Source organism: Streptomyces racemochromogenes (genome assembly GCF_039535215.1).
In the GTDB taxonomy this organism is placed as follows: domain Bacteria; phylum Actinomycetota; class Actinomycetes; order Streptomycetales; family Streptomycetaceae; genus Streptomyces; species Streptomyces racemochromogenes.
In genome coordinates this window covers 4066621-4091726 of the sequence record NZ_BAAAWT010000001.1, presented here as the reverse complement: position 1 = coordinate 4091726, position 25106 = coordinate 4066621, and the positions used below count along the sequence as shown (strand labels likewise).

25 protein-coding genes are annotated in these 25106 nt (G+C 71.4%); 8 read left to right on the top strand and 17 right to left on the bottom strand.

Annotated features, from left to right (window positions below):
• Window positions 1-60 precede the first annotated feature (60 nt).
• The 5 genes from ABD973_RS19040 to mscL all read left to right on the top strand — a co-directional run bounded on the left by ABD973_RS19040 (window position 61) and on the right by mscL (window position 3346).
• Entirely contained in the window at window positions 61-372 is a 312-nt protein-coding gene (locus ABD973_RS19040; protein ID WP_125600558.1) for an FmdB family zinc ribbon protein, read from the top strand.
• An 86-nt stretch (window positions 373-458) separates the two neighbouring features.
• Window positions 459-1292, top strand: a complete 834-nt coding sequence (locus tag ABD973_RS19035) for an S-methyl-5'-thioadenosine phosphorylase (RefSeq protein WP_125600555.1) — start codon at window positions 459-461, stop codon at window positions 1290-1292.
• 136 nt (window positions 1293-1428) lie between these two features.
• A complete protein-coding gene (locus tag ABD973_RS19030) occupies window positions 1429-1986 on the top strand; it encodes a carboxymuconolactone decarboxylase family protein (protein ID WP_125600552.1) in 558 nt (185 codons plus the stop codon).
• A gap of 322 nt (window positions 1987-2308) precedes the next feature.
• A complete protein-coding gene (locus ABD973_RS19025) occupies window positions 2309-2710 on the top strand; it encodes a hypothetical protein (protein WP_386382312.1) in 402 nt (133 codons plus the stop codon).
• 123 nt (window positions 2711-2833) lie between these two features.
• The gene (gene mscL / locus ABD973_RS19020; RefSeq protein WP_125603259.1) at window positions 2834-3346 is read left to right on the top strand and encodes a large conductance mechanosensitive channel protein MscL; all 513 of its coding nucleotides are present in this window, start codon (window positions 2834-2836) and stop codon (window positions 3344-3346) included.
• Window positions 3347-3362: 16 nt separating this feature from the next.
• Here mscL and ABD973_RS19015 read toward each other — a convergent pair whose 3' ends face one another.
• From ABD973_RS19015 to ABD973_RS18965, 11 genes are all read right to left on the bottom strand, one after another.
• Window positions 3363-3578, bottom strand: coding sequence for a hypothetical protein (locus tag ABD973_RS19015; protein WP_345501073.1), 216 nt, complete (start codon window positions 3576-3578; stop codon window positions 3363-3365).
• 73 nt (window positions 3579-3651) lie between these two features.
• On the bottom strand, window positions 3652-5079 hold the full coding sequence (locus ABD973_RS19010; protein WP_345501071.1) for a NarK family nitrate/nitrite MFS transporter: 1428 nt from the start codon (window positions 5077-5079) through the stop codon (window positions 3652-3654).
• A gap of 2 nt (window positions 5080-5081) precedes the next feature.
• Window positions 5082-5450, bottom strand: coding sequence for a hypothetical protein (locus tag ABD973_RS19005; RefSeq protein ID WP_125821390.1), 369 nt, complete (start codon window positions 5448-5450; stop codon window positions 5082-5084).
• Window positions 5447-6109 carry a QcrA and Rieske domain-containing protein gene (locus ABD973_RS19000; RefSeq protein WP_125821391.1) on the bottom strand — a complete coding sequence of 221 codons (663 nt, stop codon included), beginning with the start codon at window positions 6107-6109 and terminating at the stop codon, window positions 5447-5449. The genes ABD973_RS19005 and ABD973_RS19000 overlap by 4 nt, the downstream gene beginning before the upstream one ends.
• Complete coding sequence (locus ABD973_RS18995) at window positions 6106-6705, bottom strand: 4Fe-4S dicluster domain-containing protein (protein ID WP_042801027.1); 600 nt, start codon at window positions 6703-6705, stop codon at window positions 6106-6108. The genes ABD973_RS19000 and ABD973_RS18995 overlap by 4 nt, the downstream gene beginning before the upstream one ends.
• A 7-nt stretch (window positions 6706-6712) precedes the next feature.
• Window positions 6713-9031 carry a molybdopterin oxidoreductase family protein gene (locus ABD973_RS18990; protein WP_125821392.1) on the bottom strand — a complete coding sequence of 773 codons (2319 nt, stop codon included), beginning with the start codon at window positions 9029-9031 and terminating at the stop codon, window positions 6713-6715.
• A complete protein-coding gene (locus ABD973_RS18985; protein ID WP_345501066.1) occupies window positions 9028-10128 on the bottom strand; it encodes an MFS transporter in 1101 nt (366 codons plus the stop codon). Before ABD973_RS18985 ends, ABD973_RS18990 begins: the two co-directional genes overlap by 4 nt.
• A gap of 67 nt (window positions 10129-10195) precedes the next feature.
• Window positions 10196-11065 (bottom strand): pyruvate formate-lyase-activating protein, encoded by an 870-nt coding sequence (gene pflA / locus ABD973_RS18980; RefSeq protein ID WP_125821394.1) that lies wholly within the window; start codon window positions 11063-11065, stop codon window positions 10196-10198.
• A 153-nt stretch (window positions 11066-11218) separates the two neighbouring features.
• Window positions 11219-13489, bottom strand: coding sequence for a formate C-acetyltransferase (gene pflB, locus ABD973_RS18975; protein ID WP_345501062.1), 2271 nt, complete (start codon window positions 13487-13489; stop codon window positions 11219-11221).
• A gap of 351 nt (window positions 13490-13840) precedes the next feature.
• Window positions 13841-14047 (bottom strand): hypothetical protein, encoded by a 207-nt coding sequence (locus tag ABD973_RS18970; RefSeq protein WP_345501060.1) that lies wholly within the window; start codon window positions 14045-14047, stop codon window positions 13841-13843.
• 762 nt (window positions 14048-14809) lie between these two features.
• Window positions 14810-16216: an MFS transporter gene (locus tag ABD973_RS18965; protein WP_345501058.1), complete on the bottom strand. Its 1407-nt coding sequence runs from the start codon at window positions 16214-16216 to the stop codon at window positions 14810-14812.
• 232 nt (window positions 16217-16448) lie between these two features.
• On the opposite strand from ABD973_RS18965, the gene ABD973_RS18960 reads away from it, so the two are divergent.
• A complete protein-coding gene (locus ABD973_RS18960; RefSeq protein ID WP_241253272.1) occupies window positions 16449-17621 on the top strand; it encodes a low temperature requirement protein A in 1173 nt (390 codons plus the stop codon).
• 76 nt (window positions 17622-17697) lie between these two features.
• On the top strand, window positions 17698-18954 hold the full coding sequence (locus tag ABD973_RS18955; protein ID WP_125604953.1) for a cytochrome P450: 1257 nt from the start codon (window positions 17698-17700) through the stop codon (window positions 18952-18954).
• A 147-nt stretch (window positions 18955-19101) separates the two neighbouring features.
• On the opposite strand, the gene ABD973_RS18950 is transcribed toward ABD973_RS18955, so the two are convergent.
• Complete coding sequence (locus ABD973_RS18950; protein WP_125821398.1) at window positions 19102-19596, bottom strand: DUF5949 family protein; 495 nt, start codon at window positions 19594-19596, stop codon at window positions 19102-19104.
• A 56-nt stretch (window positions 19597-19652) separates the two neighbouring features.
• Entirely contained in the window at window positions 19653-20285 is a 633-nt protein-coding gene (locus tag ABD973_RS18945; protein WP_125821399.1) for a DUF4352 domain-containing protein, read from the bottom strand.
• A 179-nt stretch (window positions 20286-20464) separates the two neighbouring features.
• Between ABD973_RS18945 and ABD973_RS18940 the strand changes: the two genes are divergently transcribed.
• On the top strand, window positions 20465-20902 hold the full coding sequence (locus ABD973_RS18940; RefSeq protein ID WP_125821400.1) for a DUF6299 family protein: 438 nt from the start codon (window positions 20465-20467) through the stop codon (window positions 20900-20902).
• A gap of 39 nt (window positions 20903-20941) precedes the next feature.
• Here the strand turns inward: ABD973_RS18940 and ABD973_RS18935 are convergent, their stop codons facing one another.
• The 4 genes from ABD973_RS18935 to ABD973_RS18920 form a co-directional block, all read right to left on the bottom strand.
• Window positions 20942-21121 (bottom strand): hypothetical protein, encoded by a 180-nt coding sequence (locus tag ABD973_RS18935; protein ID WP_125821401.1) that lies wholly within the window; start codon window positions 21119-21121, stop codon window positions 20942-20944.
• 142 nt (window positions 21122-21263) lie between these two features.
• Window positions 21264-23351 carry a SpoIIE family protein phosphatase gene (locus ABD973_RS18930; protein ID WP_345504642.1) on the bottom strand — a complete coding sequence of 696 codons (2088 nt, stop codon included), beginning with the start codon at window positions 23349-23351 and terminating at the stop codon, window positions 21264-21266.
• 14 nt (window positions 23352-23365) lie between these two features.
• The gene (locus ABD973_RS18925) at window positions 23366-23665 is read right to left on the bottom strand and encodes a hypothetical protein (protein ID WP_125821403.1); all 300 of its coding nucleotides are present in this window, start codon (window positions 23663-23665) and stop codon (window positions 23366-23368) included.
• 23 nt (window positions 23666-23688) lie between these two features.
• Window positions 23689-24975, bottom strand: a complete 1287-nt coding sequence (locus tag ABD973_RS18920) for an NAD(P)-binding domain-containing protein (protein WP_345501050.1) — start codon at window positions 24973-24975, stop codon at window positions 23689-23691.
• Between the last annotated feature and the right edge of the window lie 131 nt (window positions 24976-25106).

The following is a 25106-nucleotide window of genomic DNA, read 5'->3' as shown; positions in this document are numbered from 1 at the left end:
GAATACGTCACCATGGAGCGTCGTTAGCACTCATTGAGTGAGAGTGCCAGGAGGAAATTCGTGCCGACCTACCAGTACCAGTGCACCGAGTGCGGTGAGGGCCTTGAGGCCGTGCAGAAGTTCACCGATGAAGCACTGACCGTGTGCCCGAACTGCGACGGACGCCTGAAGAAGGTGTTCTCCGCGGTCGGCATCGTCTTCAAGGGCTCCGGTTTCTACCGGAACGACAGCCGTGGTGCCTCGTCGAGCAGCACCCCTGCCTCGAAGCCGTCCTCGTCGTCCACGACGACGTCGACCGCTGCCGCCGCCCCTGCCGCTTCGACCTCCTCGGCGACTTCGAGCACGGGCAGCAGCTCCACCTCGGCTGCCTGATCCCGCAGTACGTCTTCCGTTTTCCGCAAGGCCCCGCCGCCCTCTTGGGCTGCGGGGCCTTGCGCGTGCCCCGTTAGGGTGAGGCCATGGTGAACGCAGAGATCGGTGTAATCGGCGGGTCGGGCTTCTACTCCTTCCTCGAGGACGTCTCCGAGATCCAGGTGGAGACGCCGTACGGGTCTCCGAGCGACTCCCTGTACGTGGGCGAGCTGGCCGGGCGCCAGGTGGCGTTCCTGCCGCGGCACGGGCGCAGCCACACCGTGCCGCCGCACAAGATCAACTACCGGGCCAACCTGTGGGCGCTGCGCTCCGTCGGTGTCCGCCAGGTGCTGGGTCCCTGCGCGGTGGGCGGCCTGCAGGCGGAGTACGGGCCCGGCACGCTGCTGGTGCCGGACCAGCTGGTCGACCGTACGAAGGCGCGCGTGCAGACCTTCTTCGACGGTGAGCCGCTGCCGGACGGGACTGTTCCGAACGTCGTGCACACCACCTTCGCCGACCCGTACTGCCCGGTCGGGCGGTCGGTGGCGCTCGCGGCGGCGCGGGGGCGCGAGTGGGAGCCGGTGGACGGCGGCACCATGGTCGTCATCGAGGGGCCGCGGTTCTCGACGCGGGCGGAGTCGCGCTGGCACGCGGCGGCCGGCTGGTCGGTGGTCGGCATGACCGGGCACCCGGAGGCGGTGCTCGCTCGTGAGCTGGGGCTCTGCTACACCTCGATGGCTCTGGTCACGGACCTGGACGCGGGCGCCGAGACGGGTGAGGGCGTCTCCCACACGGAGGTCCTGAAGGTGTTCGGCGAGAACGTCAGCCGGCTGCGGGAGGTCCTCTTCGACGCGGTGGCGGCGCTGCCGCAGACCGGGGACCGCGACTGCCTGTGCACCCACGTCCACGACGGCTGGGACCTGGGCATCGAACTGCCGTAGCGGCGGCTGAGGGCCGGTGGAGCCCTTGGGGGGCTCCACGGCCGAAGGAATTTTCCCGGCGGTGTCACGTTCCGCGGGGCTGTCCTGTCTCCATGGCGTAGGGGTCACCGGGACCCCCGAGCCGGAAGAGGCCGTCATGCCGCGCATCTCGCTCACCCCGCCGCGCACCCTGCTCACGCGCATCGGCGCCTGGTACTCGCGCCGCACCTACGGCAAGGTGCTGGACCCGGGCCAGGCGTACGGGCACAACTCGCGCGTGCTGTTCTCGTACGTGCGCATGGAGCAGCAGGCGGCGAAGTGGAACACGCTCGACGCCGGCCTCAAGCACCTGGCGGTGATGGCTTCGGCCGCGCGTATCAACTGCTCGTGGTGCATGGACTTCGGCTACTGGGAGGGCCGTGAGAAGGGGCTCTCGCCGGAGAAGATCGAGCGGGTGCCGCGGTGGCGGGAGTCGCGCGAGGTGTTCACCGAGCTGGAGCTGCTGGTCATGGAGTACGCCGAGGCGATGACCGAGACCGAGCCGTCGGTCACGGACGAGCTGGCGGCCGAGTTGATCGGCCGGCTCGGTGAGGCGGCGTTCGTCGAGCTGACGGCCATGGTCGCACTGGAGAACTGGCGTTCGCGGGTCAACAGCGCCTTCGGTCTGACCAGCCAGGGGTTCTCGGAGGCCTGCCAGGTTCCGAGCGGGCGCTGACACCTGAGGGTGACGGCGTTGTCCACAGCCTGGGGATTGTCCACAGGCCGGAGCGGACGCCGGCGCGGCGGCGGATCGTGAGGAAGGTCCGGGCAGTGGGCCCGGACGCCGGACCACGACCAGCTTGGCGGTGCCCATTATGTCCAGGACCTTTCCCCCGTCCCCCGTTTCCTCCTCCCCGCCCGTTTCCCCCGCTTCCCTCGCGTTCCCCGCTTCCGCGGTCTCCCGTCCCGTCTGTTCTTCCACGTGTCCCCCGGCGCGGCCGGTGCCTCCCTTTCCCCCGCTCCGGGTGGGCCGGGGCGGAGGCCGCCTGCGGCGGGCTGTGCGCCGCAGGCGTCGGGTCGCCTCGGCCGGGCTGGCCGTGGTGGCGGCCGCCCTGGCGGTGGGCGGGACGGAGGCCCGGGCGTCCCGGGGCGCGCCCCCTCCCGCGCCCGTGGTGAAACCGGCGCCCGCGGCGGTGCGGATGGTGTCGGCACCCGTGCGCATCGCGGATGCCGGGACGGTGCGGCTGTTGCGTCCCGGTGACCGGGTCGACGTGGTGGCGGCGGAGCGCACCGGGGCGCCCCGGGTGGTGGCGGCGGGTGCGCGGGTGGCTGATGTGCCCGCCGTGGACGCGGGTGTGGGGGACGGCGGGGCTCTGGTGGTGCTGTCGGTGCCCCGGGACACGGCGCGTGCCCTGGTGGGGGCGGGTGCTGTGGCGCGGTTGGCGGTGACGGTGTGCTGATTCGCACTGAGGAGCAGTCAAGTCGCTCTGGAGGGGGCGCTGATTGGACACGCCGTGGCGTGCCTGCCGTAGTTTTCGGAACCGTTGGCTCCGTCTATAGCAGGCACAAGGAAAGGCTCAGTGATGAGCGAGAAGAAGAAGGAGAGCGTACTGGCGGGCTTCAAGGCCTTCCTGATGCGCGGGAACGTGGTCGACCTGGCCGTGGCCGTGGTCATCGGCGCGGCGTTCACGAACATCGTGAACGCCATCGTGAAGGGCATCATCAGCCCTCTCGTGGGCGCCATCGGCACCAAGAACCTGGATGTCTACACCTCGTGTCTGAAGGCACCCTGTGGGGTCGACGCGAAGGGCGAGCCGACCGGCGTCAACATCATGTGGGGTTCGGTGCTGAACGCCGCGCTCAGCTTCCTGATCACCGCGGCGGTCGTGTACTTCCTGATGGTCCTGCCCATGGCGAAGTACCTCGCCAGGGTGGAGGCGCGCCGCAAGGCGAAGGAGGGCGTGCAGGAGAGCATGGAGATCACCGAGCTGGAGGTGCTCAAGGACATCCGCGACGTCCTGGTCGCGCAGCGGAGCGGGAACGGCGAGGGCACCGTCCGGGCGCAGGGGACGCCGGGGGCGCGCGACGCCTTCTGACGGCGGGCGCCGAGGGTCAGATGTGGTGCGGGGGCTTCTCTTCGAGGAAGCGGGCCAGGTCGGCCGCGCTGCCTCCGGCGGGCGGCCGCTCGCCCCAGCCCCGGTCGGTGTCGTCCGAGGACTGCTGGTCCAGCGGGTCGTCGAAGACGAGCTTCGGCCTGGGCTTCGGCTTCGTCTCGGGCGTCGCCCCGGCTGCGGGCTTCGGGGACTGCGGGTCGGGGGCGGTGCTCATGCCCCAAGGGTACGGCCGCCCGCGCCCCCGGCCCCGGTCTGTGTCACGGCCGCTGCCGCTGCCGCTGCCCGGGTCAGCTGGGGGCTTCCGCGCCCTTGCGGGCGTAGAACCACCAGCAGACCGCGAGGCAGGTCGCGTAGAAGCCGATGAACAGCCACAGCGCGTGGGTGACCGCCACGGCGGCGAACATCGCGGGGATGAAGAAGAAGCCGTAGGCGGCGATGGCGGAGGAGAAGCCGGTGACGGCGCCCGCCTCCATCTCCGACTGCTTCAGCGCGGCCGCCTGCGCCTCGGGTCCCTGGCCCTGCGCTTGGCGCATGTGCTGCTCGCGGAAGATCACCGGGATCTGCCGGAAGGTCGAGCCGTTGCCCAGTCCGGAGAAGGCGAAGGCCGCCAGGAAGCCGGTGAAGAACGCCCAGAAGTTTCCCTGGTCGCCGCCGGACGGCAGCGCGAAGATCACGACCACCAGGGACGCCGCCATGCCGACGAAGGACAGCATGGTCACCCTGGCGCCGCCGAACTTGTCGGAGAGCCAGCCGCCCGCCCAGCGCATGAGCGCGCCGATGAACGGGCCGATCCAGGCGTAGGTGGTGGCCTGGTAGCCCTGCGTCTCGAAGTTGTTCTTGATCAGCAGGGGCAGGCCGGCGGCGAATCCGATGAAGGACCCGAAGGTGCCGACGTAGAGCCAGGTCATCAGCCAGTTGTGCTTGCGCTTGAAGATGACCTTCTGCTGGCTGAAGGGGGCCGCGGCCACCTTGAGGTCGTTCATCAGGAACCAGGCCAGCAGCGCCATGATCACCAGGAGCGGAACCCAGAGGAAGGCGCCGTTCTGGAGCCAGATGTCCGTGTTCTCCTTCGCGTCGTGCTGCGGGCCGCCCGCGGGGGCGCCGAGGACGGCGGCGGTGACCACCAGCGGGGCGACCAGCTGGACGACGCTCACGCCGAGGTTGCCGAGGCCGCCGTTGAGGCCGTTGGCACTGCCCTTCTCCCGCTTGGGGAAGAAGAAGCCGATGTTGGCCATGGACGAGGCGAAGTTCGCGCCGCCGATGCCGCAGACGGCCGCGATCAGGGCCAGCTCCCAGTAGGGGGTGTCGGTGTCCTGGAGGGCGAAGCCCAGCCACAGCATGGGGACGATCAGGATGAAGGTGCTGAAGGCGGTGAACTTCCGCTCGCCGAAGATCGGGCCGATGAAGGTGTAGAGGATCCGGAAGGTGCCGCCGGTGATGCCGGGGATGGCCGTGAGCCAGAACAGCTGCGACTTGGAGAAGCCGAAGCCGACGTCGTTCAGCTTGACGACGGTGACCGACCAGACCTGCCAGACCACGAAGCCGAGCATGAGCGCCGGGATGGACACCCAGAGGTTGCGCTGGGCGACCCGGCGGCCGGTGGCCTGCCAGAAGGCCTCGTCCTCGGGGCGCCAGTCACCGATGAGGGCACCGGGCTTGTAGGTCTCGGCGCGGTGCGAGCGCACCGCGGACGGGGTGGGCGTGGGTATCGGCATGGTCATCGGTCCTTCGGGTCGAGGAGCCACAGGGCGATCACGACGAGGAAGGACAGGACCAGGAATCCCGCCCCCCACCAGGCCGTGCCGGTGTTGCCCTTCATCCACTCGTTGACGGTGACGGTCAGGGCCCAGAGCTGCCCGATCACGACCGTGAGGGCCAGGGCCAGCCGGGCGTTGAGCTTGGAGGAGCGCTCGGGTTCCTGTTCGGTGCCGGCGCCCGGGCCGGGGCCGGTGTGCCGGACGCGCGGGTCGCCGTAGCCGCTGGTGGCGCGGATCTGCGGGTACCGCTCGTGGACCGGCCGGTTCAGCCGGGGCTGGGTGCTCCCCGGTCGGTACGCGGGGCGGGGAGGGAGCTGTGCGTCGCTCATGTGCGCCTGCTTTCGTCGGCGCGGGCCGGACCGGGGCAGCCCAGGCGCTGTGCCGTCTCGGGCTGGGAGTCGCCGAACTGCCGGCACAGGGCTTCCTTGGCGGGCTCCCCGGAGCGGGCTGTGGCGACGGCCCAGACGCTGCCGTCGCTCCGCTCGGTCAGGAAGATCCTCGGGAGTGGGCGGGGTGGCGGCCCCGCGGTGACCTCACCGGTGCGGGCGTCGAAGACGCCTTCGTGGCAGGGGCAGTACAGCTCTCCTTCGGGCCCGCGGTCCTCGCGCCAGAGCACGGCGCAGGCCAGGTGGGTGCAGACGGCGGAGTAGGCGACGAGGCTGCCGTCGCCCAGGCGGATGGCGAGGGCCCGGTCCTCGTCGCCGGGGAACCTGAAGGCCACGGACTCGCCCGGTGCGAGCTGGTCGGTGACCTTCTTGGCTTCGGGCATCGTCTCGCTGTCGCCGTGACGGTGGAGGATGCCGGAGGCGACTGCGACCCCTCCGACGGCCAGGCCGCCGGAGACGGTGGCGACGATCCGCAGGTAGTCGCGGCGGGTGGTGAGGGAGTCGGCGCTGATCCGGTCCCGCAGCTGGTCAGCGGCCGCGTCGCCGCCGCCGGCGTCCGGGCCCGGTCCGGAGCCGGGTGCGGGCTGCTGGGTCACGCTCATCGGACATCCACCCCATTCACCTCCACGACGGGCAGTCCGCCGGGAACGGGCCACTGGACCTTGTCTGCGGGGACGACCATCGCCACGCCGGTGGAGACGACCACGTCGCCGAAGGCGAAGGAGTCGGCGACCTGGACGCCGGGGCGTTCGGCCTGGAGCTCTTCGAGCGTTCCGTAGAAGAGGGCCCCGGTCGGGCAGACGGTGGCGCACATGGGGGCGAGGCCGTAGGCGGTGCGGTCGTAGCAGAGGTTGCACTTCATCTGGAGCTTCGCCTGGAGGTCGATCTTCGGGACGCCGAAGGGGCAGGCGTTGACGCAGTTGGCACAGCCGATGCAGCGTGTGGTGTCGGCCTGTTGGACCACGCCGTCCGCGGTCACGAGGATGGCGTCGGCGGGGCAGACCTCCGCGCAGGGCGCGACGGGGTCCTCGCAGTGCATGCAGACGGTGGGGAGCGAGGCGACGGACTGGCCGGGGTCGGTGTAGTCCAGGTGGATCATCGACTTGCCGCGGTGCGAGTCGCATTCGCGGCAGGCGGAGACGCAGGCCTGACAGCCGATGCAGCGGCCGGGGTCGATGAAGATCGTGCGGCCCATCATGGCGGCGTCAGCTCCTCTCCGCCGTGCCACGGCCCTGTGAGGACGTGGGGGGCAGGGGGTCGGTGCGGGAGACCTGGGTCTCCGGGTAGGCCTGGCGGCCGGGGGCCGTGGGCGGTGCGGGGACCTCGTCGACGCGTTCGGCCGCCTCGATGCGGGCGGCGCACACCTTGTACTCGGGGATCTTCGAGCGGGGGTCGAGGGCGTCGATGGTGAGGGCGTTCGCGGCCGTCGGGACGGGCCAGTGGTAGGGGATGAAGACGGTGTCGGGGCGGATGGCCTCGGTGACGAGGGCCGGGAAGACCTCGCTGCCGCGTCGCGTGACCACCCGGACGGGGTCACCGTCGCGGAAACCGTGGGAGGGGTGCACCTCCACCCAGGGGCGCGGTGTCTGTTCGACGAGGGCGCCCAGCCGGCGGGTCTGGTTGCCGGACAGGAAGTGGGCGACGGTGCGGCCGGTGGTGAGGGAGAGCGGGAACTCCTCGGTGTAGGCGTCCATGGGCGGGTGCCATTCGACGACCTGCATGTGGATCTTGCCGTCGGGGTGGTAGGTCCTGCCGTCCTCGAACAGGCGGGGCGTTCCGGGGTGCTCGGTGGACGGGCAGGGCCAGGCGATGCCTCCGGTCGCTTCGAGCCGCTCGTAGGTGATGCCGTAGTAGTCGTTGACGGTGCCGGCGGAGGCGATGCGGAGTTCCTCGAACACCTCGCGGGAGCCGGCGAAGTCGAACTTGTCGCCGACGCCGAGGCGTCTGGCCAGTTCGCACATCACCCAGGTGTCGGTGCGCACCCCGGCGGGCGGCTCCTGGGCCTTGTTGTGCTTGACCACCCGGGCTTCGGTGTTGGCCATGACGCCCTCGTCCTCGGCCCAGACGGTGACCGGGAAGACCACGTGCGCGTTGGCGGCGGTCTCGGAGAGGAAGAAGTCGAACTGGGCGTGGAAGTCGAGGGTGTCGTAGCCCTGCTTGACCGCCCCGTAGTTGGGGAGTGAGACGAACGGGTTGTTGCAGATGCCGATCAGACCGCGGATCTCCTGCCGCTGCATCTGCCAGACCATTTCCATCATGGAGGTGCCGGCGGGCGGGAGGTCGGCCTCGTCGATGCCCCAGATCCGGCAGATCTGGCGGCGGTGCTCCTCGTTCATGATGGAACGGCCGCCGGGCAGGAGGTCGGCTTTCTGGCCGTGTTCGCGGCCGCCCTGGCCGTTGCCCTGGCCGGTGATGGTGCCGTAGCCGGCGCCCGGTTTGCCGAGGTTGCCGGTGGCCACGCACATGTTGATGACGGACAGGCAGTTCTCGACGCCCTGGGAGTGGTGTTCGATGCCGCGGGCGTGGAAGGCCATCGCCTTGTCCGCTCCGGCGAACATGCGGGCGACCTGGACGATCTGGGAGGCGGGGATGCCGCAGATCTCGGCGGAGCGGGCGGGCGGGTATGCCTGGACGGTCTTCTTGACCTCGTCCCAGCCGGTGGTGTGGGCCGCGAGGTACGCCTCGTCGGTGAGGCCTTCTTCGACGATGACGTGGAGCACGGCGTTGAAGAACGCCGAGTCGGTGCCGGGTTTGACGGGGACGTGGACGTCGGCGGTGCGGGCGATGGCCGTCTCGCGCGGGTCGATGACGATGAGCGTCGCGCCGCGGTCGCGGGCGCCCCAGACGTACTGGGTCATCACGGGGAAGCACTCCCCCACGTTCGACCCGGCGATCAGCAGGCAGTCGGTGAGGAGGATGTCGGAGAAGGGGTTGGCGGCGCGGTCGATCCCGAAGGCGAGCTTGTTGGCGCCGGCGGCGCTGACCATGCAGAGGCGGCCGTTGTAGTCGACGTGCCTGGTCTTGAGGGCGACCCTGCCGAACTTGCCGACGAGGTAGGTCTTCTCGGAGTAGAGGCTGGCGCCGCCGAGCAGCCCGAAGGCGTCGTTGCCGTGGGCGGCCTGGATGCGCCGGATCTCGGAGACGGTGAAGTCGAGGGCCTCGTCCCAGGAGGCCTCCTTGAACTCCTCGTAGCGGGACCGGCGCATCAGGGGCGAGGTCAGCCGGTCGGGGTGGTTGACCTGCTGGTAGGCGTTGATGCCTTTGGGGCACAGCCGCATGCGGTTGATGTCGTGGTTGCGGGGTTCGACGCCGAAGACCTTGCCGGCGTTGTCGACGCGCAGGTACATGCCGCACTGCACGCCGCAGAAGCAGCAGTGGGTGGGGACGAGGGTCTCGCCGTTCTGGTCGGCGTGCCACCGGTCGGCGGGGATGCCGCCGGCGTCGCGGAAGTTGCGGGTGCCGGGGGGTGCGATGGCCGGGTCGAGGGGCAGGGGTGCCGGCTTGGCGGGGTCCGTCGCGGTCACTTGAAGCCCTTCTTGACGTGGGTCAGGTAGGCGTGGCCGCGCAGGACCCGCTTGCAGCGGGGGCAGTATTCGGCGAAGGCGTGGAAGTCGAGCCGGAGGTCCTGCATCGTGCCGCGCAGGTTCTCCACGTACGGGGTGGTGTCGATGGGTTCGCCGCAGCGCTTGCAGGCGAAGATCTCCTCGTCCTGGCGGGCGGTGTACTTGAAGAGCTGCATGCCGACCGCCGCCGGCCGCTGGACGATGTGGAAGAACTTCCCGAAGGGGATGTAGATGAGCGTGAAGACCACCGAGACCATGTGGAGGATCGCCAGGAACTCGTAGCCGCCGCCGTGCAGGAAGATCGACGAGAAGGTGAGCAGCAGGCCGGTCACCGAGATCACGATGAGGCAGATCAGCGGGAGCAGGTCGTAGGCGAAGCGCTGGCCGGTGATGGCGCCGCGGTCCTTCATGCGGCGCCACAGGAAGTACGAGGCGCCGGGGATGACGAGGACGGCGGCGATGTCCAGGCCGTGGAACATCAGCCAGCCCAGGACGTCGAGCGAGTTGAAGCCGACGAGTTTGAAGCCCCAGATCCGCATCTCGTAGCCGGGTCCGGATCCGCTGTCGGAAGTGAACGTGAACCAGCCCCAGGTGAGGGGGAAGGTGATCGCGGCGGCGAGCAGGCAGCCCCAGAAGATCAGCTGGTGGGCGGCCCAGCGGGCGCGGGAGCGGGCGCCGAGGAACTTCTGGAAGCCGAGGTAGGTGGCGGTCATCTTCGGGAGGGCGGTGGGTGCCTTCTTGAAGTTGGCGGCCGAGAAGAAGCTGCCGAAGCCCTTCTTGAAGAGGCGGCGCGCGCCGGGTGCGGACACCCAGACCGTGTACCGGTAGGCCACGCCGAAGGCGAGGAAGACCGTGGCGACGGCGTACGGCAGCAGGGCGGAGTCGAAGTCCCGCAGGAGGCGGCTGCCCAGCACGATCGCGGCGATGAGCAGGAGGGAGACGGCGACGCCGGCCGCGGTGGCGCGTGCGGTGACGGACCGTCCGGCCTGTGGCGGGTTCTCGGGCGGCCCGGGGGGTGGGGGCGGGGCTGCGACGAGTGCTTCTGTGGGCTCGGACACAGCACCACGCTAGGTGGTCTATGCCGATTCAGCCCGTTATGCGGAGCTTGGGGTTGCTCCGAACGGGTCATGCGGCCTTCAGCCCGTGCGCCGCGAAGACGGCCTTGGCCTCCTCCACCTGTGCGGGGGTCGGCGACGGGGTGTCGTGCAGGGTGAAGGGCATGTCCAGGGCGTCCCACTTGCTCTCGCCGAGCTTGTGGAAGGGCAGTACGTCGACCCGCGACACGTTCCCGAGGCCGCCGGCGAAGGCGGCGACCCCTTCGACGTTCTCGCGCGCGTCGGTGAGTCCGGGCACGAGCACGAACCGCAGGTGCACCTCCTTGCCGAGGTCGGCGAGGCGGCGCGCGAAGTCCAAGGTGGGCTCCAACGGCCGGCCGGTGACCTTCTTGTAGGTGTCGCGGTCCCAGGACTTGATGTCGAGCAGTACGAGGTCCACGTCGCGCAGCAGCGCGTCGCTGGCCCGGGAGCCGAGGAAGCCCGAGGTGTCGAGGGCGGTGTGGAGGCCCAGGTCGTTCTTCATGCGGTGCAGGATTTCGCCGGCGAAGACGGGCTGGAGGAGGGGTTCGCCGCCGGAGATGGTGGCGCCGCCGCCGGAGGCGGAGATGAACCGGGTGTACTTGCGGGCTTCGGCGATGACGGCGTCGGCCGAGGTGCGCCGGCCGCTGCGCATCCGCATGGTGTCGGGGTTGTGGCAGTACAGGCAGGTCAGCGGGCAGCCGGCGAGGAAGGTCACGAAGCGGGTGCCGGGGCCGTCGACTCCGGTGGAAAGGTCCCAGGAGTGCACCGAGCCCTCGCTCGGGCGCTGCGTCGCGGCGGCGGCCAGGGTCCGCGCGGGGGTGGCCGGGGGCTGCTCGGTGGCGGCCGGGGGGCGGGTGGCGCTGACGACGGGGGCGTTCTCGGGGCCGACGGGGAGGCTCGTACCGAAGTAGACGGTCATGGCAGGTGCTCCAGTCGTGTTCCGGCGTGTCGAGTGCGTGCGGTGTGTGCCGGGGGCGCTGCGTGCGTGCTGTGCGTGCGGCGTGGCCGGTGGGGTGCGTGGCTCGGGGCCGGGGTGAGGGCCCGGCCCCAGGCCGCGCGGTCTGCGGTGGCGCTACAGCGCGCCGTGGAAGGTGCGGTTCAGCACGTCGAGCTGCTGTGCCCGGGTGAGCCGCACGAAGTTCACCGCGTAGCCGCTGACGCGGATGGTCAGCTGCGGGTACTTCTCGGGGTGCTCCATGGCGTCCATGAGGGTGTCGCGGTTCAGGACGTTGACGTTCATGTGGAAGCCGTCGACGGCCATGTAGCCGTCGAGGACGCCGGCGAGGTTCCTGATCCGCTCCTGCGGGGTGCGGCCGAGGCCGTCGGGGGTGACGGTGTTGGTCAGCGAGATGCCGTCCTCGGCGGCGTCGTAGGGGAGCTTGGCTACCGACAGGGCCGAGGTGACGTAGCCGTGGGTGTCGCGGCCGTTCATCGGGTTGGCGCCCGGGGAGAACGGTTCGCCGGCCCGGCGTCCGTCCGGGGTGTTGCCGGTCTTCTTGCCGTAGACCACGTTCGAGGTGATCGTCAGCACGGACTGGGTGTGCTCGGCGCCCCGGTAGGTCTCGTGCTTGCGGATCTTCCTCATGAACTCCTCGACGAGCCAGACGGCGATCTCGTCGACGCGGTCGTCGTTGTTGCCGTACGCCGGGAACTCGCCTTCGATGGCGTAGTCGGTGGCGAGGCCGCTCTCGTCGCGCACGGCGGTGACCCTGGCGTGCTTGATGGCGGACAGCGAGTCGGCGGCGACGGACAGGCCGGCGATGCCGCAGGCCATGGTGCGGCGCACGTCGCGGTCGTGCAGCGCCATTTCGAGGCGCTCGTAGGCGTAGCGGTCGTGCATGTAGTGGATGACGTTGAGGGCGTGGACGTAGGTCTCGGCGAGCCATTCCATCTGCTCGTCGAACTTGGCCATGACCTCGTCGTAGTCGAGGACGTCGGAGGCCGGCAGGCCGGTCCGCGGCCCGACCTGGGCGCCGGACTTCTCGTCCCGGCCGCCGTTGATCGCGTAGAGGAGGGTCTTGGCGACGTTGACGCGGGCGCCGAAGAACTGCATCTGCTTGCCCACCGGCATGGCGGACACGCAGCAGGCGATGGCGGTGTCGTCGCCGAAGCGCGGGCGCATCAGCTCGTCGGATTCGTACTGCACCGAGGAGGTGTCGATGGAGACGCGGGCGCAGAACTCCTTGAAGCCCTGCGGAAGCCGCGGCGACCAGAAGACCGTCATGTTGGGCTCGGGGGCCGGGCCGAGGTTGTAGAGGGTCTGGAGGTAGCGGAAGGAGGTCCTGGTGACGAGCGGCCGGCCGTCCTCTCCCATGCCGCCGATGGACTCGGTGACCCAGGTCGGGTCGCCGGAGAACAGCTCGTCGTACTCGGGGGTCCGCAGGAAGCGGACGATGCGCAGCTTGATGATGAAGTCGTCGACGAGTTCCTGTGCCTGTTCCTCGGTGAGGACGCCGGCCTCGATGTCACGCTGTAGATATATGTCGACAAAGGTGGAGGTGCGTCCCAGGGACATGGCAGCGCCGTTCTGCTCCTTCACGGCGCCGAGGTACGCGAAGTACAGCCACTGGATGGCTTCGCGGCCGGTGGTGGCGGGTCCGGAGATGTCGTAGCCGTAGGAGGCGGCCATCGCCTTGAGTTCGGACAGTGCGCGCATCTGCTCGGCGAGTTCCTCGCGCAGGCGGATCGTCTCCTCCAGCGAGCGGTTGCCGGCGGGGAGGGAGTTCAGCTCCTCCTTCTCGTCCTTCTTGCGGGCGATCAGGCGGTCGACTCCGTAGAGGGCCACGCGGCGGTAGTCGCCGATGATGCGCCCGCGGCCGTACGCGTCGGGGAGGCCGGTCACGATGCCGGCCTTGCGGGCGGCGCGGATCTCCGGGGTGTAGGCATCAAAGACGCCCGCGTTGTGGGTCTTGCGGTATTCGGTGAAGACCTTCTCCAGGTCCTCGGAGACCGGGTAGCCGTAGGTCTCCAGGGCGCCGGCGACCATCCGCCAGCCGCCGTAGGGCATGATCGCGCGCTTGAGCGGGGCGTCGGTCTGGAGGCCGACGATCAGGTCCTTGTCGCGGTCGATGTAGCCGGGGGCGTGTGCGGTGATCGTCGACGGGATGTCGTGGGCGACGTCGTAGATGCCCCTCTCCCGCTCTTCCGGGAACTTGTCGGTGATCGCCTTCCACACCGCGGTGGTGCGCTCGGTGGGGCCGGCGAGGAAGGAGCCGTCGCCTTCGTACGGCGTGTAGTTCTGCTGGATGAAGTCGCGGACGTCGATGGCGTCGCGCCAGAGGCCGCCCTTGAACCCTTCCCAGGCCTGGCCGTTCTTCGTGGTCTCCACAGGGGTGGCAGTCATCACCGGCACCTTCTCCGAGTCGCCTCATTGCTTGGGTCCATTCCACGCCTTTTGATCGATCATTTGGTGCCGCGATGGTCCTGAGTTGAGGCCCGAAGGTCCTCGGAGGGTGCGGAGCCGGCCGCTGGTACCGCCTTTGAGCTGGTCGTTCTCACGGGACCTAAGTCCCTAGTGCGCTTGTGAATCGATTCACAAGAATGGGGAGTGGGAGCCCGGAAAGTCAGAAAAGCTGCATTTCTGCGGCGCCTGTGGATGACGCGACGCACGTCGTGAACGGGCCCGGCAGCATGAAGGCAGTCAGCGCGAGCGCGAGAGGAATGAGGCGGAGATGAGCAGTGACGTGGTGGCGGGTTACCAGGGGTTGTCCTGCGCGGTGCCGGTGCCGGACGGCCCGGACGGGCCGGCCAGCCCGCCGAGGAAGAGGAGGAGGAAGAGGTACGCGGCCCAGCGCGCCGGCGGCCGCGGAGGGCTCGCGGGAGCGGTGGGCCCGGCCTCTCCGGCGGCGGGGCGGTGCGGATGCCGGCTCTCAGCGCCGTCCGGACCGGCGGAGGCGCCCATGGCGGTGGAGACGGGGGACTCGGTGATACGGCAGCAGGCGGCGGTGCAGGGCGGGTGACGGCGCCCGCCGGGTCCAGGTCGTGGCCGGCGGATGGCGGCGGGGGCCGACGGATGGCGTGAGCTGGGCTCGCCCCCTCCGTGCCCCCTCCCGCCCGGCGGCCCACCCGGGGTCAGCCGCCTGACGCCCCCGAGGCCGGGACCCGACGCTGGGCGCGAAACGGGAACCGAGTACGGGACTTTCGCGGGGGCAGGAGGGGCAGGTCCGGCGTCTGGGGGTGAAGCCCGATTCCGTGGACTGGACCCGGCGCCCGGGGGCAAAGCCCGACGCCACGGACGAGGCCCGGCGCCGCGGGCGTGACCCGACGCCCCGGATATGGGTCCGAGGCGCCTTGGGTGGGCGGGATGCCCGGGGCGAGGGTCTGGGGCCTCGGGTTCGCGGGACGCCCAGGGCGAGGGTCCGGGGCCTCGGGTTGGCGGGACGCCCAGGGCGAGGGTCCGGGGCCTCGGGTTGGCGGGACGCCCAGGGCGGGGGTCCGGGGCCTCGGGTTCGCGGGACGCCCAGGGCGAGGGTCCGGGGCGTCGGGGTTGGCGGCACGCCCGAGGGCAGGGGTGCGGCGGCCCGCTTCGCGGGAGCCCGAAGGCTGGGGCGGGGCGTCCCGCTTCGCGGAGGCCTGAGGGCAGGGGCCGGGGCGTCGGGCTTCGAAGAGCGCCCGGAGGCAGGGGGCGGGAGCGTGGCTGGCGAGCGGGGTGGTGCTGGGCGGGTTAGCTGGGGGCTTCGGCGTTCTTGCGGGCGTAGAACCACCAGGTCACGACCACGCAGCTGGCGTAGAAGGCTGCGAAGCCCCACATCGCGCTGGTGACGGGGAAGTTGGCGAACATCGCCGGGATGAAGAAGAAGCCGTAGGCGGCGATGCCGGCGGTGAAGCCCGTCACCGCGCCGGATTCGATCTCCGCCTGCTTGAGGGCGGCCGCGTACTGCGGGGTGCCCTCCGTCAGGCCCTTCAGGTGCTGCGCCCGGAAGATGACCGGGATCTGCCGGAAGGTCGAGCCGTTGCCGATGCCCGAGAAGAAGAAGGCGGCCAGGAAGCAGAGGAAGAAGCCTTGGAACGAACCGTGGTCAGAGCCCGAGGGCAGGAAGTTGATGACACCGATGATCGATGCGCCCATGCCCACGAAGGAGAGGATCGTCACCCGGGCGCCGCCCAGCTTGTCGGCGATCCAGCCGCCCGCCCAGCGCGCCAGCGCGCCCAGGGCCGGGCCCATCCAGGCGTAGGTGGCGACCGAGTACGCGGGGAAGGTGGTCTTGATGAGCAGCGGCAGGGCTGCGGCGAAGCCGATGAAGGAGCCGAAGGTGCCGACGTAGAGCCAGGTCATCAGCCAGTTGTGCTTGCGCCGGAAGATGATCTTCTGCTGGCTGAAGGGGGTGGAGGCGACCTTGAGGTCGTTCTGTCCGAACCAGGCGACCGCGGCGAGGACGACCAGGACCGGGATCCAGACGAAGGCGGCGTTCTGGAGGTAGATCTCCGAGCCGTTCGCCTTCTTCTGGCCCGCTCCGATCGCCAGGACGGAGGAGGTGATCAGGATGGGGGTGAGCAGTTGGACCACGGAGACGCCGAGGTTGCCGAGGCCGCCGTTGATGCCGGTGGCGTTGCCCTTCTCCTGCTTCGGGTAGAAGAAGCCGATGTTGGCGAGGGAGGAGGAGAAATTCGCGCCGCCGATTCCGCAGAGGGCGGCAATGGCGACCATGGTGGTGTAAGAGGTGTCCGGGTCCTGCACGGCGAAGCCGAGCCAGAGCAGCGGGATGACCAGGACCACCGTGGAGAGGGCCGTGAAGCGGCGCTGGCCGACCATCGGGCCGAGGAAGGTGTAGAAGATGCGGGCGGTGCCGCCGGTGATGCCGGGGACGGCCGTCAGCCAGAACAGCTGCGACTGGGAGTAGCCGAACCCGACGTCCTTCAGGTTGGTCGCCGTGATGCTCCACACCTGCCAGACCACGAAGGCCACGAGCAGGGCGGGGACCGCGATCCACAGGTTTCGGGTGGCGACCTTCTTCCCGGTGGAGTGCCAGAAGGCGGGATCCTCGGGGGTCCACTGCGTGATGGTGCGGCCCGGGCGGTACTGCGCCGGGTCGGCGAGGACCTGTGGCGCTTGCTGCGTGGCGGAACTCATGGCGTGGTCCTGAACATCGAGACGGGTCCTGACGTATCCAGGCTCCGTCCCGGGGGGCGGGGGGCGGCAGGGGCGAACGTCGTGCGGGTGGCGGGACCTTGTCCCGCCGGGCGTGGTCCCTTCGTCTCGGGGCCGGGCTGGGCGGCCCGCTACGAGTCCGCCCGGGGTACCCGGGGGGCGTCGGCCGCGCGCCTCGCCGGTCGGGGGGTCGGGCCCTGGTGTGCTGGACGGTATGACGTACGTACCGATGACCGCCCGCAGCCGCGACGAGGGGCACCGGACGGCGACCTCGCTGGAGCTGTTCTTCGACCTCTGCTTCGTCGTGGCGATCGCCCAGGCGGGGGCCCGGCTGGTGCACGCGCTGGCGGAGGGCCATCCGGCGAGCGGGGTGGTCGGTTACTTCTTCGTCTTCTTCGGCGTGTGGTGGGCGTGGATGAACTTCACGTGGTTCGCCTCCGCCTACGACTGCGACGACGTGCCGTACCGGGTGGCGACGCTGGTGCAGATCGCCGGTGTGCTGGTCTACGCGGCGGGGGTGAGCCGGGCCTTCGACGACAACGACTGGACGGTGGCCGTCATCGGCTACCTGATCATGAGGGTGGCGCTGACGGCGCAGTGGTTGCGGGCGGCGGCCGGGGAGAGCGGTGCGGCGCGTTCGGCGGCACTGAAGTACGCGGCGGGGCTGGTGATCTGTCAGGTGGGCTGGGTGGGGCTGCTGTTCGTCCCGGAGGCTTGGAAGCGCTGGCTGTTCCTCGTGCTGGTGGTGGCCGAGCTGCTGGTGCCGGTGCTGGCCGAGCGGGAGCACCAGACACCCTGGCACGCGCATCACATCGTGGAGCGGTACGGCCTGTTCACCATCATCGTGCTGGGCGAGACCATCGCGGCGAGCACGGTGGCGGTGGAGTCGGCCCTGAACGAGCACGAGGCGTTGGGCGAGCTGCTGCCCATCGCGGCGGGCGGGCTGTTGATCGTCTTCGCCGCGTGGTGGATCTACTTCGCGGTGCCGATGCACGAGCGGCTGAACACCAACCGGGAGGCGATCCCCTGGGGCTACGGCCATCTGCTGATCTTCGCTTCGGGTGCGGCGATCGGTGCGGGCATCGAGGTGGCGGTGGAACACGCGGTGGGGCAGGCGCACATCTCGCAGGTCGCCGCGAACGCGGCCGTGACCGTCCCGTCGGCGCTGTTCCTGCTGATGGTGTGGTTGCTGCACTCGCGGCACTTCAAGCGGGGTGCTGCCCAGCAGCTGGTGCTGCCGGTGTCCGCGCTGGCGCTGCTCGCCTGTACGTGGGCGGGTCCGTACGCGGTGCTGTACGCGGGGCTGGTGGCGACGGCCGCGGTGGTGGTCGGCATGACCCTGGCGGTGCGCGGCGGGCAGTTCGAGCGTGTAGGCGCGGATGTCTGAGGCCGCGGCCGTCACCCCCACGCCCCCGGACGCGTTCAGCAGCTCAGCGCAACGGCTACAGGAAGAGACAGCCCCCATGACACTCCCCCCACAACGGCACGGCTCCGGTACCGATCCCGGAGGGGAACTGGCCGAGCCGGGTTTCTGGCAGCGGCCTCCCGATCAGCGGCTCGCGGTGTTCGCCCGGCTGCGTGCGTTGGACTCCCCCGTGTTCGTCCCCGAGGGGGGCGGTCACTGGGCGCTGGTGCGCCACGCCGACGTGCAGGAGGCGAGCCGGCTGCCGAAGGTGTTCGCGAGCGCGCCGGGGGTGACGACGCCGGAGCCGGCCCGGTGGGTGCGGGCACTGTTCGGGGACTCGATGGTCAATCTGGACGGCCCGGACCACGCGCAGCTGCGGAAGATCGTGCAGCGGGCGTTCACGCCGCGGCTGCTGGCGGCGGCCGAGGAGGACATCCACGCGGTGGCGGCCCGGATCGTGGACGACGTCCTGGCCGAGCGGCCGGACGAGTTCGTCTCGGCGGTGTCCTCGCGGCTTCCGCTGGAGGTCATCTGCAACATGATGGGCATCCCGGAGCACTACCGTGCGGAGATCGCGGACCGGGTCAACCACGCTTCGGAGAACATCGGTGTGGAGCGCGGGCTCGCGGCCCGGCTGCGGATGCCCGGGCGGGGGCTGCGGGCCCTGGCGCGGATGCAGCGGATGGTCGCGGGCATCGGGCGGGAGCGGCGCAGGAACCCGACCGACGACCTGATCTCGGCGCTGGTGTGCGCGAACGTGGACGGGCAGGCGCTGGGGGCGCGCCAGCTGGGCGCGTTCTTCAGCCTGTTGATGGTGGCGGGGGTGGAGACGACCCGCAATGCCATCAGTCACGGGCTGAGCCTGCTGACGGACTTCCCGGAGCAGCGGGACCTGCTGTTGTCGGACTTCGAGAAGTACGCGGACGGTGCGGTGGACGAGATGATCCGGCATTCGACGCCGATCATCCAGTTCCGCCGGACGGTCACCGCCGAGCACACGCTGGGCGGGCATCTGTTCCGGCCGGGGGACAAGGTGGTGCTGTACTACGCGTCGGCCAACCGTGACGAGGCGGTGTTCCCCGATCCGGACGCGTTCGACATCACCCGCTCGCCGAACCCGCATCTGGGTTTCGGTGGCGGCGGACCGCACTTCTGCCTGGGCGCGCATCTGGCCCGGGTGGAGATGAAGGCGCTGTTCCGGGAGCTGCTCACGCGGCCGGTGGGGCTGCGGGCGGTGGGGCTGCCCGACCTGGCGGGCTCGAACTTCGACAACCGGGTCCGCTCGCTGCGGTTCGCCTTCGAGCATCCGGCGTGAGGGGCCGGCCGCCGGGCAGGCTGGGAGCCCGGCGGCCGGAGCACGGCGGCCGCCGCAGGCGCGGCGGCGGCTGCCGTGGGCAGTGGCCGGCTCGGGGTGGGCCGGCCTGCGGTGGCCGGCTCGGGGTGGCCGGCGCCGGGTGTCCGGTCAGCGCTGCAGGCTCTGCACGGTGACGAGGCAGTGGGCGCACTCGGTCAGGACTTCTTCGTCGCCGGCGAAGGCCTTCAGCTGCTCGGCGCTCACCGGCTGGCCGGGGACGGCCTCGGGCCACGCACGCGTGGCGAACAGGAAGTACACCTGGCCGCCGTCGTTGGCGGCCTCGACCCACTCGTCCGGGGCGGTGCAGGTGGCGTTCAGGCCGGGCAGGGTCAGGGCGATCTGGTTGTCCGCGAGGAGGACCTTCACGTCGAACTTCTGCGGGTTCACGGTGCCGTCCGCGACCTCGACGCCGATCGGCAGGCCCATCCCCTCCAGCAGCGCGCGGGCGGCCGCCTCGCCCGCTTCCCGGCCTCCCGGCCCGTCACCGAGCGTGTAGGCGAGGAGGTAGGGGAGCTTGTGACCCTCGGCGGGGTCGCCGATCCAGGCGAGCACGGAAAGGGTGCCGAGCTGCCTGCGGTCGGTTTCGGCTTGCGTAGAAGTCATGCGCGCACCTTAGTGCTCCGGCGCCGGGCCCTTTCACGGCCTTTCACCCGCGCGGGCTAGACCGACCAGAATCCCCCTCCGGAATTCGGCTGCATGTTCGCGTCCTGGTACTGGACCCGCACGATCTTCTGGTTTTCCGGAATTTCGAACACGACCCATCCTTCGGCCCGCTCGCCGACCGCGAGGGAATCGAAGACGAGTGGTTTGCCGGTGGTCAGTTCGCCGGTGCGCACCACCGGGTGGCGCTTGCCCGCGCCGTCGTACGCCCACATGCGCCCGAGTGCCCCGTACGAGGCCCCGCCGACGTTGACGAACGACATCGAGGCGGCCACCCAGCGCTTGCCGGCGGGCGGCTGGTAGTTCGGTTCGACGCTGACCGCCGGGTCCACGAACGCGTTCAGCACCGCCTGGAGGTGGCGGCCCACCTCGTGGCCTTGCACCCGTACGGAGTCACCCACATGGGCGTCCTTGGCCGCGCCGGGTGCCGCGCCGGCCCGGTCCTGGGCGGCGGGGTCCTCGTCGGCGCCGGGCGCCCCGTCGTCGACGGGGACGGCGGGGGCGGCGGCGGGGGCGAGCGCGGCGCCCTCGGGGGCGCTCTGGCAGGCGGTGGCGGTGAACAGCAGGAAGGGCATCAGAGCGGTGGCGGCGAGGACGGAGACCGAGGTGGAGACGGAGGCGGGCTGGCGCATGCGGGAACCCCTTCGGGGATCTTCGGGGCGGGGAGTATTTCCGGCCAGTCTCACGCGCCCGAGCGGGGAATTGCACACACCGACACGAGCACGCGGAACGAGTCGCCCGCCAATTGCCAGCACAATGCGTTCCGGTGGATTCCCGCCGCCCGCACCATCCGCACCCACCTGGAGGAAGAATGCGCACGCCCGCCCGCCGAATGACCCTGGGGGCCTTCTCCGCCCTGGCCGCGACGGCCCTGTTCACGGCTCCCGCCCACGCCACCGTTTTCAATCAGGGAATTTCCGTACAGTCGGAAGCTCACATCGCCGGGGACGGTTCCATCACCCTTTCCGGCACCTACCACTGCGAGGCCTCGTCACCCTCGGGAGCGGTTCAGATCAAGGCCACCGTCATCCAGGACGCCACCCGGCTGAGCATCGGCGCGGGCGAGGTCGTCTGTGACGGCGCCGAGCACGCGTGGGTGGCCGGCAGCCCGCTCACCGGCGGCATCCACCCGGGCACCGCGCGGGCCGTGGCCGAGCTCCAGGAGATCCACATGTCGGGTCTGATGCCCCGCGCCATCGACACGGTCGCGCTGGACGAGCAGGTCATCCAGGTCGTCGCGCAGCCGTAGCGGGGAGCGCGGCCGGGCGCGCGGGTGCGGTGGCCGCCGCTACCGGCACTCGGGCGCGACGCCCGTCATCGACATGAACGCGACCGTCTGGCATCCGGGGCCCGTGTGCGGACGTCCCGTCGTCCAGTCGACGACCGCCCGGCCCCCGGCCGCCAGCAGCAGGACCGCCAGCGTCGCCGCGATCCCCGTGACCGCGCCCCTGGTCAGGCGGCGCACCATACCCCCATCGGCAGCGGGGCGCCCTGGAAGACCGGCGCGTCCCGCACAACCAGCATCCGTTCCATGGCGGCATCATCACCCCGCCTCCCGCATATCGCCACCCGGGGTGACGGGCCGCTCACGCGGCGCGCCCGCGCGCCGGTCACCCCGTGCCGCGCGGGGTGCCCCCGGCGTCGAACTCGCACCAGACGGCCTTCCCGTCGCCCCGGGACTCCACTCCCCAGTGCGTGGCCAGGGCGTCCACCAGCAGCAGCCCGCGCCCCGTGGTGGCCGCCTCGCCCGGGGTGCGCCTGCGCGGCCACACGCTGGAGCGGTCCTTGACCCACAGCCGGATCCGCCGCACCGGCTCGGGCAGCACCTCCATGGTCAGCACCGCCCCGCCGTCGGTGTGCAGCAGGGCGTTGACCAGCAGCTCCCCCGCGGCGAGCTCGACGTCGTCGGCGAGTTCCGCCATGCCCCAGTCGCGCAGGGCCTGCCGCAGGGCGTAGCGGGCCTCGGACAGGCCCTCGGGGTCGGCCTGGTGGACGTACTGGTGGATGCGCGGCGCCCGGTGGGTGCCGGGGTCCGGGGCGCGGCGCAGGACGAGCAGGGCCACGTCGTCGCCGGAGCCCCAGCGTTCCCAGAGCCGGTCCAGGAGGTGGTCGGCGAGGGCTCCGGCGCCCTGGGGGCCGCTGCGGACGGCGTGGGCGAGGGCGTCCATGCCGGCGGTGATGGTGGTGCCGGGTTCCTCGACGAGCCCGTCGGTGCACAGCACGAGCGTCTCGCCGGGGACCAGGTCGAGGCGGGTCTCGGGGAAGTCCTCCTGTTCGAAGACGGAGGCGAGGCCGAGGGGGAGGCCGCCGCGGACGTTGGGCCAGCCGGTTCGGCCGTCCGTGTGGCGGATCAGCGGGCCGAGGTGGCCGGCGCGGACGGCCCGTACGCCTCCGGTCTCCAGGTCCACCTGTGCGTACATGCAGGTGGCGAAGCGTTCGGTGTCGAGTTCGGCGAGGAAGCGGGAGGCGCGGGCGAGGACGGTGGAGGGCGGGTGTCCCTCGCCCGCGTAGGCGCGCAGGGCGATGCGGAGCTGGCCCATGATGGCGGCGGCGTGGGTGTCGTGGCCCTGTACGTCGCCGACGACGATGCCGACGCGGTCGCGGGGCAGGGCGATGACGTCGTACCAGTCGCCGCCGACCTCGCGCCCGCTCCAGGCGGAGTGGTAGCGGACGGCGATCTCCCCGCCGGTGATGTCGGGGATGCGGCGCGGCAGCATGGCGGCCTGGAGGCCGGTGGCGAACTCGCGTTCCTGGTCGAAGAGGAGCGCCCGCTGGAGGGACTGGGCGACGATGCCGGCGAGGCCCAGGCACAGGTTGCGTTCCTCGGGGCTGAACTCGGTGCGCCGCCGGTAGAAGAGCACGAGTCCGCCGATGGCCTTGGCCTGGGCGATCAGGGGGAGGTAGGCGGCCGCGTCGTAGTGGATGCGGCGCAGGTAGTCGGCGAGCAGGGGGAACTCGCCGGCGAGTTCGGTGAGCGAGGTGACGAAACGTGCCTGCCGGCTGAGGATGGCCTGGGAGAGCGGGAGGGATCCGTCCAGGCGGGTGAACTTGCGTTCGCTGAGGATCTCCAGGGTCTCCCCGCTCAGCGCGATGATCTTGATGGTGCCGTTCTCGACGAGGCCCAGCGCCAGCCCGTCCGCGCCGAGCCGTTCCAGCGCGCCGGCGCCGGTCAGGGCTGCCGTCACGTCGTCGACGGTCACCGCCCGCGACAGGGCCTCGGTGGTGCGCTGCACGATGGCGGCCTGCTGGACGCGGGCGCTCTCCAGCCTCCGCAGCACCGTCGCGTGGGCGAGCTCGGCGGTGGCGTCCCGGACGATCCCGGCGATCCGCAGCGGCCGGCCGTCGTCGTCGCGCAGCACCCGGCCGGTGGTGTGGGTCCACTGCTCGCGGCCGTCGCGCCGGCGCACGGTGAAGTACGAGCCGTACGTGGACCCGCCGGCCTCCAGCACCGCGGTCACGGTGTCCGAGAGCCGGGCCGCGTCGTCGGACGGGATCCGCGCGCCGAGGGCCTGCGGGGTGCCGTCGAACTCGGCCGGCTCCAGGTCGAAGACGGCCAGGCCGGCCTCGTCCAGGCTGAGGCTGCCCGCGTCCAGGTCCCATTCGAAGCTGCCCATGCCGTTGAGCGCGAGCCGCTCCCCCGGGCCCGTCACCAGCCCTGGGGCACCGCGTTCCGGTTCTTCGCGCTCCGCCGCTGCCACGAGAGACACACCACCTAACGGCCTGGCCAGCACGGCTGGGAGATGAGCCGCTCCCACTCCTCGTCAGGATGCCCCGGAAGGGTGCGCCCGGCCTCCCGCCACCGCTTGACGAGGGAGAGGTAGATCGAGGGCTGGTCGCCGGCCCCGAAGTGGCCGGCGGACCGCCACCCGTACGACGCCCCGGCCGCGCCCCGGGGCGGCTGGCCGGCGGCGGACCGGGGCGGCTGGGCCGCCGCCCGGCCCGTGGTCTGCTCCCCGCGGCTGGCGGGGATGCGCACCCAGCCACGGCCGCCCTGTGCTCGCTCCGCGCCCATCGCGGACCCCTCTCAGGTGGATCTCAGCGTAGATACGTCTCCGGTCGCCCGGCGGCGGCCCGGACCGGCCGGGACGCGCCGGAGGAGCCCGGCAGCGGACCCCGGGCGCCGAGGCGCTTGCGGACTCCCTTCACCAGTCTCCCCGCCGTGAACCCCGCACCGTGCACGAATCGCATGGAAGGTCCGAATGAGGGAGCCGTCAGCAGTCCCGCGAAGAAAAGACCCGGCCACGAGGACTCGAAGCCCGCGCTCAGCTCCGGGGTGCCGCTGCCGCCCACGGTGGCCAGCGCGGCCCGCAGCCGCGCGTCGAGCAGCTCCAGCCGGTCCAGCCGCGGGGCGAACCCGGTCGCCGCGATGACGTGCGCGGTGTCCAGGACGACGGACTCCCCGGCCGCCGTGGTCAGCCCGAGCCGGGTACGGCCGCCCACCGCCACCGCCCGGGTGAGCCGGTGCCCCATGAGCACGGGCACCCGCCGCTCGAAGCGGTCCCGCAGCCACCACGCCCCGGCGGGCCCCAGGGCCGTGGCGGCGATCCGCTCGCGCGTCGGCGCGGGCAGCCGCCGCACCGCCCACGGCAGCTCCGACCACACCCAGCTGCGCCAGCCGGTGCCGAGCCCGCTGTGCGGGTCGCGCAGGGCCCGGGCCAGCGGGCGTTCCAGCGGCTGCGGGACGGTGTTCCAGTTCAGCCGGGACCGCCGGGCCACCAGACACGGCCGGGCCCCCGCCTCCGCGAGCAGCGCGGCCGTCTCCAGCGCGGCCTGCCCGGCGCCCAGGACGGCCACCTCGTGCCCGGCGAAGCGGGACAGGTCGCGGTGGCCGCTGCTGTGCGAGTAGTGGCCCGGGGGAAGCTCGCGCAGCGCCTCGGGGTAGTGCGTGAAGGGCATCACCCCGACGGCGAGGGCCACCGTACGGGCGAGCAGCGGCGGCCCCTCGGCGGTGCGGACGAGGAAGCCGTCGCCCTGGGGGGTCACCTCGGTGACGGTGGCCTCCTCCACCTCGGGCAGGCCGGCGTGCCGGGCGAACCACAGCCCGTACGCGCTGAAGGTGGCGATGGGCAAAGGGGTGGCGTGCTCGGCGGGCAGGCCGCGGGTGGCGCAGTAGTCGGCCAGGGTGTAGCGCCCGCCGGGCGCGGAGAGGTTCGAGGACCAGGGCTCCGACTTCAGGTACATGCCCTCGGGCATGTGGTCCCGCCAGGACGCCATGGGCCGGCCCAGCACCCGTACCCCGAGCCCGGCCGCCGCCGCGTGCGCGGCGACCGACAGCCCGTACGGCCCGGCGCCGACCACCACGAGATCGTCCGTCCGCCTCACGGCCACTCCTTCCACCAGATCGCCACCGAGTCACCGCTTCACCACGTCACCGCGCCGCGGCGCCGCCGCGCTGCCGCGCTGCCGCGCTGCCGGCGGCGCACCACCGGCCCGCCGGAACACGACGCCGCGTC

Bases quoted from the DNA above. Each gene is read 5' to 3' on its own strand.
- ABD973_RS19035 (WP_125600555.1), top strand. From the start codon at position 459: ATGGTGAACGCAGAGATCGGTGTAATCGGCGGGTCGGGCTTCTACTCC.
- ABD973_RS19030 (WP_125600552.1), top strand. From the start codon at position 1,429: ATGCCGCGCATCTCGCTCACCCCGCCGCGCACCCTGCTCACGCGCATC.
- mscL (WP_125603259.1), top strand. From the start codon at position 2,834: ATGAGCGAGAAGAAGAAGGAGAGCGTACTGGCGGGCTTCAAGGCCTTC.
- ABD973_RS19015 (WP_345501073.1), bottom strand. From the start codon at position 3,578: ATGAGCACCGCCCCCGACCCGCAGTCCCCGAAGCCCGCAGCCGGGGCG.
- ABD973_RS19010 (WP_345501071.1), bottom strand. From the start codon at position 5,079: ATGCCGATACCCACGCCCACCCCGTCCGCGGTGCGCTCGCACCGCGCC.
- ABD973_RS19005 (WP_125821390.1), bottom strand. From the start codon at position 5,450: ATGAGCGACGCACAGCTCCCTCCCCGCCCCGCGTACCGACCGGGGAGC.
- ABD973_RS19000 (WP_125821391.1), bottom strand. From the start codon at position 6,109: ATGAGCGTGACCCAGCAGCCCGCACCCGGCTCCGGACCGGGCCCGGAC.
- ABD973_RS18995 (WP_042801027.1), bottom strand. From the start codon at position 6,705: ATGATGGGCCGCACGATCTTCATCGACCCCGGCCGCTGCATCGGCTGT.
- pflA (WP_125821394.1), bottom strand. From the start codon at position 11,065: ATGACCGTCTACTTCGGTACGAGCCTCCCCGTCGGCCCCGAGAACGCC.
- pflB (WP_345501062.1), bottom strand. From the start codon at position 13,489: ATGACTGCCACCCCTGTGGAGACCACGAAGAACGGCCAGGCCTGGGAA.
- ABD973_RS18970 (WP_345501060.1), bottom strand. From the start codon at position 14,047: ATGGGCGCCTCCGCCGGTCCGGACGGCGCTGAGAGCCGGCATCCGCAC.
- ABD973_RS18965 (WP_345501058.1), bottom strand. From the start codon at position 16,216: ATGAGTTCCGCCACGCAGCAAGCGCCACAGGTCCTCGCCGACCCGGCG.
- ABD973_RS18960 (WP_241253272.1), top strand. From the start codon at position 16,449: ATGACGTACGTACCGATGACCGCCCGCAGCCGCGACGAGGGGCACCGG.
- ABD973_RS18955 (WP_125604953.1), top strand. From the start codon at position 17,698: ATGACACTCCCCCCACAACGGCACGGCTCCGGTACCGATCCCGGAGGG.
- ABD973_RS18950 (WP_125821398.1), bottom strand. From the start codon at position 19,596: ATGACTTCTACGCAAGCCGAAACCGACCGCAGGCAGCTCGGCACCCTT.
- ABD973_RS18945 (WP_125821399.1), bottom strand. From the start codon at position 20,285: ATGCGCCAGCCCGCCTCCGTCTCCACCTCGGTCTCCGTCCTCGCCGCC.
- ABD973_RS18940 (WP_125821400.1), top strand. From the start codon at position 20,465: ATGCGCACGCCCGCCCGCCGAATGACCCTGGGGGCCTTCTCCGCCCTG.
- ABD973_RS18935 (WP_125821401.1), bottom strand. From the start codon at position 21,121: ATGGTGCGCCGCCTGACCAGGGGCGCGGTCACGGGGATCGCGGCGACG.
- ABD973_RS18925 (WP_125821403.1), bottom strand. From the start codon at position 23,665: ATGGGCGCGGAGCGAGCACAGGGCGGCCGTGGCTGGGTGCGCATCCCC.